Source organism: Streptomyces sp. NBC_01267 (assembly GCF_036241575.1).
Lineage (GTDB): Bacteria > Actinomycetota > Actinomycetes > Streptomycetales > Streptomycetaceae > Streptomyces.
The window spans coordinates 2930844-2944786 of the sequence record NZ_CP108455.1 but is presented as its reverse complement, the minus strand read 5'-3'; the positions used below and the strand labels follow the sequence as shown (position 1 = coordinate 2944786).

At 69.4% G+C, this 13943-nt stretch carries 11 protein-coding genes; 5 read left to right on the top strand and 6 right to left on the bottom strand.

All coding sequences use genetic code 11. The features are described from left to right. Nucleotides 1-144 precede the first annotated feature (144 nt). A complete protein-coding gene (locus tag OG709_RS13370; protein WP_329166213.1) occupies nucleotides 145-456 on the top strand; it encodes a hypothetical protein in 312 nt (103 codons plus the stop codon). Nucleotides 457-512: 56 nt separating this feature from the next. Beyond that, a complete protein-coding gene (locus tag OG709_RS13365; protein WP_329166211.1) occupies nucleotides 513-1697 on the top strand; it encodes an AAA family ATPase in 1185 nt (394 codons plus the stop codon). A gap of 126 nt (nucleotides 1698-1823) precedes the next feature. Here OG709_RS13365 and OG709_RS13360 read toward each other — a convergent pair whose 3' ends face one another. Continuing rightward, nucleotides 1824-3071 (bottom strand): LCP family protein, encoded by a 1248-nt coding sequence (locus OG709_RS13360; protein WP_250302186.1) that lies wholly within the window; start codon nucleotides 3069-3071, stop codon nucleotides 1824-1826. Between the two features lie 148 nt (nucleotides 3072-3219). Between OG709_RS13360 and OG709_RS13355 the strand changes: the two genes are divergently transcribed. Beyond that, nucleotides 3220-3744, top strand: a complete 525-nt coding sequence (locus OG709_RS13355) for an acyl-CoA thioesterase (protein WP_250302187.1) — start codon at nucleotides 3220-3222, stop codon at nucleotides 3742-3744. Between the two features lie 60 nt (nucleotides 3745-3804). On the opposite strand, the gene OG709_RS13350 is transcribed toward OG709_RS13355, so the two are convergent. Beyond that, a complete protein-coding gene (locus OG709_RS13350; RefSeq protein WP_443068536.1) occupies nucleotides 3805-5292 on the bottom strand; it encodes an LCP family protein in 1488 nt (495 codons plus the stop codon). Between the two features lie 63 nt (nucleotides 5293-5355). Between OG709_RS13350 and OG709_RS13345 the strand changes: the two genes are divergently transcribed. Then, on the top strand, nucleotides 5356-6369 hold the full coding sequence (locus OG709_RS13345) for a glycosyltransferase family 2 protein (protein ID WP_250302188.1): 1014 nt from the start codon (nucleotides 5356-5358) through the stop codon (nucleotides 6367-6369). Between the two features lie 69 nt (nucleotides 6370-6438). Here the strand turns inward: OG709_RS13345 and OG709_RS13340 are convergent, their stop codons facing one another. The 4 genes from OG709_RS13340 to OG709_RS13325 all read right to left on the bottom strand — a co-directional run bounded on the left by OG709_RS13340 (nucleotide 6439) and on the right by OG709_RS13325 (nucleotide 12335). Continuing rightward, complete coding sequence (locus OG709_RS13340) at nucleotides 6439-8088, bottom strand: LCP family protein (RefSeq protein ID WP_250302189.1); 1650 nt, start codon at nucleotides 8086-8088, stop codon at nucleotides 6439-6441. 47 nt (nucleotides 8089-8135) lie between these two features. After that, complete coding sequence (locus tag OG709_RS13335; RefSeq protein WP_266642837.1) at nucleotides 8136-9920, bottom strand: LCP family protein; 1785 nt, start codon at nucleotides 9918-9920, stop codon at nucleotides 8136-8138. A 220-nt stretch (nucleotides 9921-10140) separates the two neighbouring features. Then, on the bottom strand, nucleotides 10141-11361 hold the full coding sequence (locus OG709_RS13330) for an LCP family protein (protein WP_405685320.1): 1221 nt from the start codon (nucleotides 11359-11361) through the stop codon (nucleotides 10141-10143). A gap of 218 nt (nucleotides 11362-11579) precedes the next feature. Continuing rightward, complete coding sequence (locus OG709_RS13325; RefSeq protein ID WP_266642839.1) at nucleotides 11580-12335, bottom strand: TIGR03089 family protein; 756 nt, start codon at nucleotides 12333-12335, stop codon at nucleotides 11580-11582. Nucleotides 12336-12444: 109 nt separating this feature from the next. On the opposite strand from OG709_RS13325, the gene OG709_RS13320 reads away from it, so the two are divergent. After that, entirely contained in the window at nucleotides 12445-13872 is a 1428-nt protein-coding gene (locus OG709_RS13320) for a peptidoglycan recognition protein family protein (protein WP_329166205.1), read from the top strand. The last annotated feature ends 71 nt before the right edge of the window (nucleotides 13873-13943 follow it).

The window sequence follows — 13943 nt, the reverse complement described above, 5'->3', positions numbered from 1 at the left end:
TCCTCCCGCTGTCACTTTTATGTCCCGGCCCGTCACCCACATGGATGAAAGTGGGAGCTGGATCAGTGCATTACTGATAGATCTACTAGGCCCTGGCTAGGGTTACTCGATGAGTCAACTCGCATCCTGGACAGAGGACTTCACATGGCAACCGTATCCCCGGAGCAACCCGCCTCCGCCCGTCCCGACGGCTTCGACCAGGAAGTCCGCGACCTCGTCGAAGCCACAGCCCCACGCCTCTTCGCCGTGGTGGAGGAGTTCCGCGCAGGTGACGGCGACGCCGATCTAGACGCCCACGTCCTCGCCTGGGGCCTGGCCCATCCCGACGGCAGCGCCGATGTCTCTGCCGTTTCGGGTGGCTCCCGCATGGTGCTGCGCTCGCCGGAGCGGGCTGTCATGTGGTTCTCCCGGCTCGCGGGCGGCGGAGTACGGCTGGTGTGGCCGTGCGCCAGGTAGGCGCGGAGTGTCCCGTGCCGCACCTCCCGTACGGAAACGGCTGCCAGACTGGGCACATGCAGGACAACCATTTTGCGCTGACCAGGGTCAGGCTCCGGCAGTACCGAAGCATCGCGGAGGCTGACGTCAAGCTGGGGCGGCTGCTTCTCCTGGTAGGGCCCAACGGGTCGGGCAAGAGCAATTTCCTCGACGCGCTGCGGCTGCTTTCCGAGTCACTGCAGACCTCGCTCGACCAGGCGCTGCGGAGCCGTGGCGGGGTCGCGGAAGTACGGCGGCGGTCCACCGGGCATCCGACGCACTTCTCCATCGACCTGGAGTTCAGCGGCCCCGGTTACGAGGGGGAATACGGGTTCGAGGTCGCCGCGGTGAAGGGCGGCGGGTTCCGGATCGCCCGCGAGAACTGCGGGGTGTGGTTCGACGCGCGGACCGGCGAGGGGCAGCGGTACGCCGACGCCCGGTTCCGGGTCGAGAAAGGGGTGCTGGCGGATCAGTCCGAGCCGGTGATGCCGCCGGTGAACGACAGGCGTCTCTACCTGGTGTCCGCGGCGGGGCTCGACGCGTTCCAGCCGGTTTTCGACGGGCTCGCCGGGATCAGTGTGTTCAGCCTGACGCCTGATGTCATGCGGCAGCCGCAGACACCCGACTCCGGGGAGTTCCTGCACCGGGACGGCGCCAATATCGCCAGCGTGCTGCACCGGCTGGACCGGGCCGACAAGGCAAGGGTCGAGGCGTATCTGCACCAGATCGTTCCCGGGATGCGCGAAGTGTCCCGTTCGGAGCTGGGTAATGGGGAGACGCTGGAATTCGTCCAGGACGTACCCGGGGCGAAGAACCCGTGGCGCTTTCAGGCCCAGTCCATGTCGGACGGCACACTTCGGGCGCTCGGCGTGCTGGTCGCTCTCTTCGCCGGCACGGGGCAGACGCTCAGCCCGGTCGGCATCGAGGCCCCGGAGAGCGCGCTCCACCCGGCAGCGGTATGTGTCCTACTGGACGTGCTGCGCGACGCGAGTGAACGGCGCCAGGTCATCGTGACCACCCACAGCTCCGACCTGCTCGACCGCCATGACTTCGAACTGGCGCAGCTGCGCGCGGTCCGCTCGATCGGTGGCGAGACGAAGATCGGGGCACTCGATGCCGCCGACGCGCTCGCCATGAGCGAACAGCTCTACACACCAGGCGAGTTGCTCCGAACCGACCAACTTCTCCCGGTGACGAAGCTCCTCTCCGGTCAGGTCCGGTGAAGGCTCAGATGCGAAAGACAGCTGGACAGCGAAAGAGCCCGGACAGTGAAAGGTTCGGACAGCGAAAGAGCCGCGCAGCGAGAAGGCCCGGACGGCGAACCGTCCGGGCCTTCTCGCAGTCGCCGTCTAGTTCCCGGTGACCGTCACCGTGTCGTCGTCCTTCAGCTGCTGCACCAGCTCCTTGACCTTGGTCTTGTCCCAGACCAGGTTGCCGCCGGTGGAGCCCGAGATCGGCATGTTCATCTGCTTGCCGTCGCCGCCCGACACACCCTTCATGGCCCAGAACATGGACGCCAGGTTCCACAGGCTCATGTCCTTGTCCACGATCACCGTGTCCAGCCCCGCACCCATCACCGGGTAGAGCTTGAACGGGTTCATGACCGTGGTCGGGGTGGCCGTCTGGCTCGCCAGTGCCGCCAGGAACTTCTGCTGGTTCTTCGTACGTTCCAGGTCGCTCGCCGCGAAGGCGTGCCGGGTACGGACGAAGGCGAGCGCCTGCTGGCCGTTGAGGGTCTGCTCGCCCGCCTTGAAGTCGGCGCCCGAGTACTTGTCCTTGAAGCCCTTGGGGAGGTTCATGTCCACACCGCCGACCGCGTCCACGATCTTCGCGAAACCGTCGAAGCCGATCTCCGCGTAGTGGTCGATGTGCAGCCCGGTGTTGTACTCGATGGTGCGCACCAGCAGTTCGGGGCCGTCCTCCGCGTACGCGGCGTTCAGCTTCTCCTGGCGGCCGGTGTTCGGGTAGAGCTTGCCGGACTGGGAGCCCTTGTACGACGGGACCGTGACGTTCGAGTCGCGGGGGAGCGAGATCATCGTGTTCCCGTGGTCGCCCACGTGCAGGATGATCATGGAGTCGGTGCGCTTGCCCTCGGCCGAGCCCGTGTGGAGCTTCTTCTTGTCGGCGGCCGACATCCCTTCGCGGCTGTCCGAGCCCACGATCAGGTAGTTCGTGCCCTTGCCGGTGGCGGGGCGGTCGATGACCTTGGACAGGTCGACCTCGCGGCGCAGCTTGCCGTCGGCCCAGAAGTACGTACCGATCGAGGTCGCGAGGACGACGACGACCAGGACCAGCACACCGACTCTGATCCGGCGCCCCCAGTTCGGGGCGCGGCCGGGGCGGGCGCCGGTGCGGGGGCCGCCGGGACCGGGGCCGCCGGGGCCGCGCTGGTTCCCGGGACCGCCCTGGCCGTAGACCTGGCCCGTGTTGTAGCCGCTGTCGTACGAGCTGTCGTAGCCCTCTTCGTACGTCCGGCCCTGGCTCTGCTGCCCGTACTGCCGCTGGGCGGGTGCCGAACGCTGCACGTGCCGCATGACCCGAGCGCCCTCGGGCTGCGCGTTCTCGCTGCCGCGTCCGTAGCGGTCCCTGTCATCCATGTGGACCAGTGTGCCGTCACGGCGCGTTCGTATTACAGGGTGGGTGACGGATCGGGGCAGGGCTGTTGCGAAGCTGATGCAATGTGCTGGTGAGCGGCCCCTCCCGGCGCTGCGGGGAAAACCGGAAATGAGCCCTAAGCTGGCACGTATGACTGATATTCCGGGCAAGCCCACCTCGGCCTCCCGTACCACCCTGAGCCACATCATGACGGGCACCGACACCAATCTCCTCGGCACGGTGCACGGTGGCGTGATCATGAAACTGGTGGACGACGCGGCCGGTGCCGTGGCCGGGCGGCACTCCGGCGGGCCCGCGGTCACCGCCTCCATGGACGAGATGGTCTTCCTGGAGCCGGTACGGGTCGGTGACCTGGTCCATGTGAAGGCCCAGGTGAACTGGACGGGCCGGTCCTCGATGGAGGTCGGGGTCCGGGTGCTCGCCGAGCGGTGGAACGAGTCCACCCCGGCCCAGCAGGTCGGCAGCGCCTATCTGGTCTTCGCCGCCGTGGACGCGGACGGCAAACCCCGCGTCGTACCGCCGGTGGTCCCCGAGACCGAGCGGGACAAGCGGCGCTACCAGGAGGCGCAGATCCGCCGTACGCACCGGCTCGCCCGGCGCCGCGCGATCAAGGAGCTCAGGGAACAGCGCATCGCCGACGGCATCGACGACTGACGCTGCCCCCCTGTCCCCTGTCACGGACGCCCCGGTCCGTCCACCCGCCGCCGCGCCGCCCTACCGGCAGACCACCTGGTCGCCGGTGACCGCGCCGAACTGGCCGGCGGCCGGTTCCTCCGGCCGCACCGGTGTCACCGACGTGAAGTCCGATCCGAGCGTCACCTTCAGCGTCGGGCCGAGCCCGTTCACCTTCCGCAGCTCGGCGCCCGGCAGGGCCGCCGCCACGGACTGCACCGAGCGGTTCCAGCGTGGGTCGTACTCGATGTAGGTGTGCTTGACGTTCTGCGGGGCCGCCCGGCCCGGGGCGGTGACCGCGACCGACGACAGGAAGCCGCTGGCGTGCAGGCCCTTGTCGGCGCGGGCGGCCAGACCGGTGGTGGCGGTCCCGTTGGCCACCTGGACCCGGATCTGGTTCGGTTCCACATCGACCTGTTTGGTCTTCGCCGTCGCCGACCGGTGCTGGGCGATCGGCTTGTCGTCGCGGAGCGCCCGGAAAAGCTTCCCAGCCTTCCGGGCGTCCCACTTCACGGTCGAGCCAATGCCCCTGACCAGGTAGTTCATCTGCCCGATGGGCACGGACGTGAACTCCGACGACGACGGGGAGAAGCCGCGCATCGCCTGGCCGAGGCTGAGCATCTGGTCGGCGTCGAAGCCCTTGTCCGCGCGGACCGAGTCGAAGACCGTGGACGTCACCTCGCGGAACCTGACCGGGTTCAGCAGCACCCCGCTGCTGGTGGCCTTCTCGATCAGGGATGCCATGAAGCGCTGCTGGCGCTGCATCCGGCTGATGTCGGACGCCCCGTCGACGTGCCGGGAGCGCACGTACTGGAGCGCCCCGCCCCCGTCGAGCCTGCTCGTCCCCACCGGCAGGTCGAGGCCGCTGTACGAGTCCTTCAGCGGGCGGACCGTGCAGACGTCGACCCCGCCGAGCACGTCCACCGTCTTCATGAAGCTGGTGAAGTCGACCTCCAGGTAGTGGTCGACCTTCACCCCGGTCATCTGCTCCACGGTCCGTACGGTGAGTCCGGGGCCACCCTCCGCGTAGGCCGCGTTGAGCTTGATCGGGTGGGCGTCGCGCTTCCGGCCGTCCGCCTCGGTGCGGGCGGGAACCATCGCGTAACTGTCCCGTGGCAGGCTCACCACACTCACCCGTGAGCGGTCCGCCGAGACGTGGACCATCATCAGCGTGTCGGTGCAGTGACAGGGCGCCCCGCCCAGGTGGTACTTCTTCTTCTCCTCCGGCGTGATCTTGTCCCGGCCGTCCGTGCCGACCAGCAGCACATTCATGCCCCGGCCCGCGGCGGGACGATTCTTCATGTCCTTGAAGGGATCGATCCTGCCGATGCCGTCCAGCTCGCTGAGGAGCGCGTGGCCGATTCCTCCGGCGCCGAGGACCAGCACGGAGAGGGTGGTGGTCAGCCGCATGCCCCAGCGGGGACGCTTCGGCGGCGGCCTGCGGCGGCGGGGCGGGGGCACGGGGGACACGGAACACCTCAGAGGGGGACGGGCGGGGAAGCGGCCACCGTATGCCTTTGTGATCAGCATTCCGGGTATGCCGCCCCGGGCGCCGCTCCGGGTGTCCCCCGTTCGCGGTAACGTGGCCCGTCTATGAACGCCACGCCCGCTGTTTCTGTGATCATGCCGGTCCTCAACGAGGAACGGCATCTGCGCAACTCGGTCCGCCACATCCTGGAGCAGGAGTACGACGGCGAGATGGAGGTGGTGATCGCCATCGGCCCGTCGTCGGACCGTACCGAGGAGATCGCCGCCGAGCTGGTACGGGAGGACCCGCGGGTCCACACCGTCGCCAACCCCACCGGCCGTACCCCCGCGGCACTCAACGCCGCGATCAAGGCCTCCCGGCACCCCGTCGTGGTGCGGGTCGACGGCCACGGCATGCTCTCGCCGAACTACATCGCCACCGCGGTCCGCCTCCTGGAGGAGACCGGCGCGATGAACGTCGGCGGCATCATGCACGCCGAGGGCGAGAACGCCTGGGAGGACGCGGTCGCCGCCGCGATGACCTCCAAGATCGGCGTCGGCAACGCGGCGTTCCACACCGGCGGCAAGGCGGCCCCCGCGGAGACCGTCTACCTGGGGGTCTTCCGGCGCGAGGCGCTGGAGCAACAGGGCGGGTACAACGAGGAGTTCATCCGCGCCCAGGACTGGGAGCTGAACTTCCGGATCCGCGACGCGGGCGGCCTGATCTGGTTCTCGCCCGAACTGCGCGTCCAGTACCGGCCGCGCCCCTCGGTCCGGGCGCTCGCCAAGCAGTACAAGGACTACGGCCGCTGGCGGCATGTCGTCGCCCGCTACCACGAGGGTTCGATCAACCTCCGCTACCTCGCGCCGCCGACCGCGGTCTGCGCGATCGCGGCGGGCATCGTGGTCGGCGCCGCCGTCACCCCGTGGGCGTTCCTCGTACCCGCGGCCTACGCCGCGGCCATCGTGGCGGGCTCGGTGCCGGCCGGCAAGGGCCTGTCGCTCAAGGCGCGGGCGCAGATCCCCGTCGCGCTGGCGACGATGCACATGTGCTGGGGCTTCGGCTTCCTGACCAGCCCCCGCTCGCTGGCCCGGAAGGTCATCGCCAGCCGCCGCCCGACGGTCCGCGCCGCGGCCTGACCCGGTCCCGTACGCACCTCCGCCCCCGACAGCCTGAGCCGTCGGGGGCGGAGTGCGTTCCGGGCCGCGCTACCAGGTGTACGCGGGGTCGACGTGCATGCACGCCGACTCGTCGTCACCCTGGAGCGCCTCCGCCGATTCCGGCGTCTTGCCGTCGTCCGCCTGGGACTTGGGGTAGGTCGTCCCCGTACGCCAGTCGCTGCCCACGATCACCGTGACTCCGGTGACGTCGGTGGACTTCTTCACGGAGTGCAGCGGCACTCCCATCGCCTTCGCCACCGCCTGGGCGTCGCCCTCCAGGTCGGCGCTGGGGAAGAGCACGGTGGTCTTCGCCTGCGGATCCAACTGCTGGGAAGCAGTGGCCCGGGTGAAGCCCTGCCCGGTGAGCAGCGCGGTGATCTCTCCGGCGCGGCCCTTCGTGGGCAGCCCGCCGTCCCCTGCCGTGCCGTTCTGCACGGTGATGCCGATCTCCGCCTTGGGAGCCGCCGGATCGTCGGAGACCTTCTCGGCGGGCTTCTTCCTCTTGGAGGCCTTGCCGTCCAGCGGGATGTCGTCACGGACCATCGAGAACAGCTTGTCCGCGTCGCCCGCCTTGGGGTCGACCTTCTCCTCGAAACCGGGCCGTACGGAGTTGACGTTCGGCATCGTGGTCATGGTGATCCGCGAGGTCGGGACCTTCTTGAGCTCCCCGGCCAGGTCGTACAGCTTCAGGCCCGTGTCGATCGCGTCGTCCACGGTGAGTGCGTTGGTCGCCGCCTCGGCGAGGTCCATCAGCTTGCCGGGATTGGTGAGCTTGGTGCCCTTGCGCAGCTGGCGGACCATCGAGTTCATGTACATGTGCTGGGCCTTGGTCCGTACGACATCGGTGTCCGGCCAGAACCCGTAGCGCGTACGCAGCCACTGGAGCGCCTGCTGCCCCTTGACCGGGGTGGTGCCCTTCCTCACCTTCAGCCCGGAGCCGTGGCCGTCGTGGGTGTGCGAGTAGACGTTGGCGTCCACGCAGACCGGGACACCGCCGATCGCGTCGGCCATCGAGACCACACCCGAGAAGTCGATCTTCATGAAGTGGTCGATGTGGATGCCGGTGAGGGACTCCCAGGTGGCGACGGTGCAGCCGGGACCGCCGCGCCCCAGCGACTCGTTGGCCAGCGTCCAGCCCGTCGCCGGGTATTCCTTGCCGTCCTTGGCCGTGCACTTGGGGATCTTCAGCACGGTGTCGCGCGGCAGGCTCACCACCGACATGTTGCTGCGGTCCGCCGAGACGTGCAGCAGCATCTGCACATCGGCCAGCGGCGGGGCGCCGAAGGTGTTCTTGGCGCCGCCGAGCTTCTGGTTCTCCTTGGAGTCCCGCGCGTCGGAGCCGATCAACAGGATGTTCAACGGGGTCTGGCCCGCCGCGTTGGCCTTCGTCTTCGGGGCCTGGTGGTCGCCGAGGTTGAGCGCGTCCTTCTTCAGATTGCCGTTCAGGTGGCGGTAGTAGAGATAACCGGCGCCGGCGGTGCCGATGATCACCAGGGAGACGGCAGCCGCCACCCAGCGGAGTATTCGGCGTTTCCCACGCCGCCCGCGTCCGCGCGGTCCGCCCTGTCTGCGGCGTCCGCCACCCTCGCCGCCAGGACCCGGGCCGGCAGCCCCCGGCTCGTAAAGACTGTCGTCCCAGCCGAGTTGACGGGCGCGTGAGTTCCGCGTCCCCTCGCCCCGCACGCTGCTCTGTCCCACCAGGTCCCCCTGCTATTCACGTGTCCGTACGCCCCGGAGAACTGGCGTCACTTGGGACACACGGTCTTGTCTGCTTCCACGCGCTGGATGTCTTCCGGCGCCTTTGCCGGAGCGGCTATCGGTGTCCCCGCGGCCTTGAAGTCGGCTCCCAGGACGAGAGTCATCGGGGTGAGGCCGACGGAGTCCGTCGTGCCGGGCTTCAGCGCCGATGCGGGCAGGCCCATGAGGTCCGCGAGCTTGCGGGCCTGGTCTGCCTGGTTCGGCGCGTACGTGAGGGTGGTCTTGGCCAGATCGGGCTTGTGGTTGCCGCCGTTCTCCGACTTCAGTACGCCCTCGGTGTTCTGCAGCCAGGTCAGCGTGGTCTGTGCGGAGCCCGAGACGGCGCCGCCGTTGAGGACCTTGACCCGGACGTCGGACGCCTGGGCCCGGGGGCCCTTGAGGAGTGCGGCCTGCTTGCTCTCGGCCGCCTTCGCCTTCTTCTTCACCTCGGTGAGCGAGACGTCCTCGCGCATCATCGAGAACACCGGGTCGGCCTTGGCGCTGTTCAGCACCACGGTGACGGGGACCTTCTCCGCCGGGTTGTCGAGGACCGGCAGCGTCGTGAAGGTGACGTTCTTCGGATTGACCTTCTTCAGGTCCATCGCGAGGTCCTTGAGCTTGTCGATGCTGCCGATCGCGCTGTCGACCGTGAGCGCCTTGGTCGCCGCGTCCGCCAGGGTGTACAGCTTGGTGGGGCTGGTGAGGATGTCGCCCGAGGTCATCTTGCGGATCAGCGAGGCGAGGAACTGCTGCTGCACCTGGATACGGTCCAGGTCGCCGTGGTTGCCGAAGCTGTGCCGGGTGCGGACGAAGGCCAGTGCCTGCTCGCCCTCCACCGTGCTCTTGCCCTTGGGGAGCTTGAGGTGCGATTCCTTGTCGTCGATGTCCCTGCCGACGCAGACCTCGACCCCGCCCACCGCGGTGCTGAGCGTCTTGATGGCGTTGAAGTCGGCCATCATGAAGTGGTCGACGTTCAGACCGGTGAGTTCCTTGACCGTCTTCATGGTGCAGCCGGGGTCGCGGCCGTCCTGGCCGAGGCTGGTGTTGAAGCGGACGTGCGGCGTCCCCGGGATGACCTTCGTCGAGCCGTCCGGCTGCTTGGTCTCGCAGTCCGGGATGTCGGTGATCAGGTCGCGGGGGATGGAGAGCGCGGTGGCGTTCGTCCGGTCCTTGGAGACGTGGAACAGGATGTTGGTGTCGGCGTGGCCGACGCTGCCCTTGTCGCCGTAGCCCTCGTTGCCCTTGCCGGTGCGCTTGTCCGTACCGATCAGCAATATGTTGACGGCCCTGTCCTTGGTGGAGCCGGTCGAACCGCCCACCACGTCAACGGTGTTGAGGTTGCCCTGGAAGTGCTCGTAGAGGGCGTACCCGCCGACGGACACACCGACGAGGACGAAGGCCACCACGCCGCCCGTCCACATCAGGGCCTTCTTCTTGCGCGCCTTCGGCTGCTTGCGCTTGCGGCGGCCCGCCGCGGACTGCTGCGGACCGTCCGGCCCGTCGCCCCCCGCGCTTCCCGCCCGGCGGCTGCGCTGGGCCGGCACGTCCCGGCGCGGCGACTGCTGCGGCACCGACGGCTGCCGCGACGAACGCCGGGAGCCCTGCGCGGGAGGCGAATCCCGGCGCCGGGTACGGCCGGAACCGGATTCGGATCCCCGCGGCGCATTTCCCCCTGATTGCGTTCCGGAGGGATTCAGTCGCAGTTCGTAATTGCCGGTGTCCGGGTTGAGTACCCATTGGTCCGCGGGGTCGATATCGTCATCGCCCGCCCGCCCACGGCTATGCGCGTCCACGGTTGCCTGCGTCCTCCGTCGGTGCCACGCGATGCGCCCTCCCCCCAGGCGCTCGGTCTTTCGATCCAGCAGTGCGCGGCCATCTGGCCGGATGCACCGGGTTGCGTCACACTATCTGCCCGGATCGCCGTCCAGCGACGTGCGTGACACATTCAGCACTTCTTACAACTGGGCATAACGCGCAATCCACATGCGCTGTGCATCCGGGTTTGAAAATTGTTTACCCGCACGCCCTGACAGAGGCGTTCGTACCCGCGAAAGTGGACTGCGGGGAAGGGGTGGCCGACCCCTTCCTGCCCGATTCCGACCCCGTCCGGGAACTGCTCGCGGGTTCGCCGCTGCTGCCGTGGGTCACCACGACCGGGGCGTCGTCGCGCAGCCGCTTGAAGAGGTTGTCCGCGTTCGGCTGGACGAGCTGGTCGCGGTTCCGGTCGGCGGCGTACGGCTCGCGCGGCACGGTCAGGAACTGGACCTTGTCGGTGGGGATGTCCCGCATCCGCCGCGTCAGGTCGTACAGGTCCTTGAGGGTGTCCAGACCCGGGTCGGTGGTGACCGACTTGGTCGCCGCGTCGAGGACCGGGTAGAGCCGCGTCGGGTTCAGCAGGACGCCGTTGCTCTGCACCTTCTTCACCAGCGAACCGAGGAACTGCTGCTGGCGGTCCATGCGTTCGGTGTCGCTGCCGTTGCCGATGGAGTGCCGGGCGCGCACATATCCGAGCGCCTGCTCGCCGTTGAGCGTCTGACGGCCCGCGGGCAGCTTGAGATGGGCGTCCTTGTCGTCGACCGGCTTCTTGAGACAGACCTCGACACCGTCGACCGCGTTGACCATGCCCTTGAAGCCGTTGAAGTCGATGACCATGTAGTGGTCGATGCGGATGCCGGTCATCTTCTCGACCGTACGGACGGTGCAGGCCGTGCCGCCGAACTCGAACGCCCAGTTGAACTGCACGAATTGCTTCTTCGTGCGGGTCTTGTCCGCCTTGATGCAGCTGGGCACGTCCGACATCAGGTCACGCGGGATGGAGACGGCCGTCGCACTCTTCTTGTCCGCCGAGAGGTGCAGCAGGATCGTGGTGTCGGAGCGCTGCGACCCCTCGTCCCTGCCGTACTTCTTGTTGTCGCCCGAGCGTGAGTCGGAGCCGATCAGCAGGATGTTCTCCGCGTTGGCCGCGACCGGGGCGGGGCGTTCCTTCTCGTACGTCCGCAGCTCGGCGGTGGCGGTGTTGTCGGTCTTGATGTTGTGGTCGAGCTTGTTGTAGAACCACCAGCCCACGCCCGCGGCGGCGAGCACCACGAGCGAGACGCCGAGCGCGGTCCAGCGCAGCCAGTGCCGTGTGGGCCGGTCCGGCGGCGGGGGTGCGGTCGCAGCGGTCGCTCCCGGGTCCGAGTCCGGTGTGTCCGACTGGGGCTCGTCATCGGGCGTGCCAGCACTGTCCGTCACGTCTGCGTCCATCCTTCACGGAGTCGGCGACGCGCTGGGCCGCCGATCGAACGGATAGACGACTGAACCGCGCGCTTGGTTGTGCTCTCTGCTGATCATGTACCGGAGACCGCGCGTGTTCCTGAGGACTCGGCCCGCGGTGGGCCGGACGGGTGGCCCGGACGGTCGGTCCGGACCCCCTGGACGGGCGGTCCCGGCTTCCGTACGGGCGGCCCGGACTACTGCGGCACGGAGTGCGTGACCCGCTCGCTCTCGATCCGCTTCTCCAGCCCGCCGTCCGCCAACTGGTCCAGATTGCGGCAGAGGACCACCGACGCGCCGGCCGCGAGCGGGGCGTAGAGCCCGTCCGAGAGACCGGCCCAGGTGTCGTAGCCGCGACCCGACAGGATCCGCGCGCCGGGGGCGAGCCCGACCCCGGCGGCATCGGCGAGGGACCGCTCCACCAGCCCGGCGCCCGTCAGCTCGGTCCCGCCGACCGCGAGCGCGGGTGCGTTCGCGTCCACCGGCGCGTACGGCTCGAAGCGGTCGCCCTGGCTGGGGACCTCCACGGCGTAGTCCGCGAAGCCGGCCGGGGGCTGCGGGAAGCGGCCACCGAGCGGACGCAGCGCCAGCGCGACGCGCTCGCCGCCGCAGGCACGCGCCTCCTCCAGGGTGTCCGGACCGCTGACGACCAGATCGGCCTTGCCGGGTTCACCGCCGACATCGGCGAGCACCCCCACCGACGAGCAGGCGAGCAGCCAGACCGCGGTCTGCCAGTGCGCGGGGAGCAGCAGCGCCAGCCGGTCGCCGGGCTCGGCGGACAGCTCGCCCTGGAGCAGATTCGCCGTCTTGGCCACCCAATTGGCGAAGGTCGCCACGGAAAGTTCGACGCGCTCGCCCGTCGCGTCGTCGTAGAACGTGACAAGAGGGCGGGCCGGTTCCCGGGCGAGTGCGGATCGCAGCAGGTCGGCGGGGGTGTGGTCGCTGGCAGTCATCTGCGAAGGGTACGTGGCCGAGTGCGCCGGGGGCGGCTGTCGGCGCGGAGCCGATGACCCGGGTGACCCGACGCGCCGTCAATTCCCGGATGGACAGAGTTATCCAGCTATGCCCAACATCGTATTTATGCGTGCTCATAAGTCTGCCTCCGTCCTCTCCGCGTCGATCGCCGTGGCGTGCGCCGCCGCGCTCGCCCTCCCGTTCGCCGCGCCGGCCGGTGCCGCGTCCCCCGCCAGGCACGCCGGTACGCCGGACACGGCGGTCCCCGGCTCCACCCGGTCGCTGAGGCTCACCCCGCTCGCCTCCGGCCGGTCCGCGGGCGCCACCGCCGGTGCGGAGCTGTCCGAGCAGCACGTCAAACCGTTCTCACTGCTCGGTGTGGTCTGGAACGACCGGCACGCCGAACTCGACGGGACCGTCCAGGTCCGCACCCGGCACGTGGGCTCCACGGCCTGGTCCGGCTGGCAGGACGTCGAGACCCACAACGACGACCACGCCGCCGACACCGGTACCGCGGAGGCCGACGCACCCGGCGTGCACGGCTCCACCGCACCGCTCTGGGTGGGCAACTCGGACGGCGTCCAGGTCCGCGTACGCCCCGCCGCGCCCGCCGCCCCGGCGCGTACCGGGGTGCGCGGCGCCTCCGTACGGCCCACGGCAGCCCCGCTGCCCGCGGGCCTGCGGCTGGACCTCGTGGACCCGGGGCCCGACCCCGGTCCGCAGCAGTCCGCGGACGACCGCACGACGTCCGGCGCCGACGAGGGCAACGGTCCCGCGGCGGACACCGGGCAGGAAGGGGACACCGGGGTGGCCGCCGGATCCGGGGACACCCCCGCGCTCGCGCCGGAGGGCCCCACCGAACTGCCCGCGCTCAGCAAGGCGGACACCGAGGCCGACCTCGCGGCCTCCACCGGCCGGCGGGCGGACACCTTCGTGGGGCCCCGGCCGCGCATCGTGACCCGCAGCGGCTGGGGCGCCGACGAGAGCATCCGCGAGTCCCAGTTCCTCTACACGAACACCGTGAAGGCCGCCTTCGTGCACCACACGGCGACCGGCAACAACTACACCTGCGCACAGGCGCCCTCGCTCATGCGGAGCATCTACCGCTACCACGTGAAGAGCAACGGCTGGCGGGACATCGGCTACAACTTCGTCATCGACAAGTGCGGGAACATCTACGAGGGCCGGGCCGGCGGGGTGACCAAGGCCGTCATGGGCGCGCACACCCTCGGGTTCAACACGGACACCACCGGCATCGCCGTCCTCGGCACCTTCACCTCGGCCGATCCGCCCGAGGCCGTCGTCAGCGCGCTCGCCCACCTCAGCGCCTGGAAGCTCGGGCTGACCGGCGCGGACCCGAGCGGCCGGACCACGCTCGTGTCCGGCGGCGGCAACCGCTACCCGAAGGGCACCGACGTCAAGCTCGATGTGATCTCCGGACACCGCGACGGGTTCGCGACCGACTGCCCCGGGGAGCGCCTCTACCAGGAACTCCCCGCGATCCGGGACGCAGCCGCCGACCTCCAGGGCCGCTGACCCGCCCGCCGGACGGCCGGACCGCCGACCGGTCCGTACGGCCTGCCCGCAACGGCCCTTCACCGTCTGCA

What these genes read in the sequence shown, in the direction of transcription:
- OG709_RS13370 (WP_329166213.1), top strand. Translation starts at nt 145, where the DNA reads ATGGCAACCGTATCCCCGGAGCAACCCGCCTCCGCCCGTCCCGACGGC.
- OG709_RS13365 (WP_329166211.1), top strand. Translation starts at nt 513, where the DNA reads ATGCAGGACAACCATTTTGCGCTGACCAGGGTCAGGCTCCGGCAGTAC.
- OG709_RS13360 (WP_250302186.1), bottom strand. Translation starts at nt 3,071, where the DNA reads ATGGATGACAGGGACCGCTACGGACGCGGCAGCGAGAACGCGCAGCCC.
- OG709_RS13355 (WP_250302187.1), top strand. Translation starts at nt 3,220, where the DNA reads ATGACTGATATTCCGGGCAAGCCCACCTCGGCCTCCCGTACCACCCTG.
- OG709_RS13350 (WP_443068536.1), bottom strand. Translation starts at nt 5,292, where the DNA reads ATGCTGATCACAAAGGCATACGGTGGCCGCTTCCCCGCCCGTCCCCCT.
- OG709_RS13345 (WP_250302188.1), top strand. Translation starts at nt 5,356, where the DNA reads ATGAACGCCACGCCCGCTGTTTCTGTGATCATGCCGGTCCTCAACGAG.
- OG709_RS13325 (WP_266642839.1), bottom strand. Translation starts at nt 12,335, where the DNA reads ATGACTGCCAGCGACCACACCCCCGCCGACCTGCTGCGATCCGCACTC.
- OG709_RS13320 (WP_329166205.1), top strand. Translation starts at nt 12,445, where the DNA reads ATGCCCAACATCGTATTTATGCGTGCTCATAAGTCTGCCTCCGTCCTC.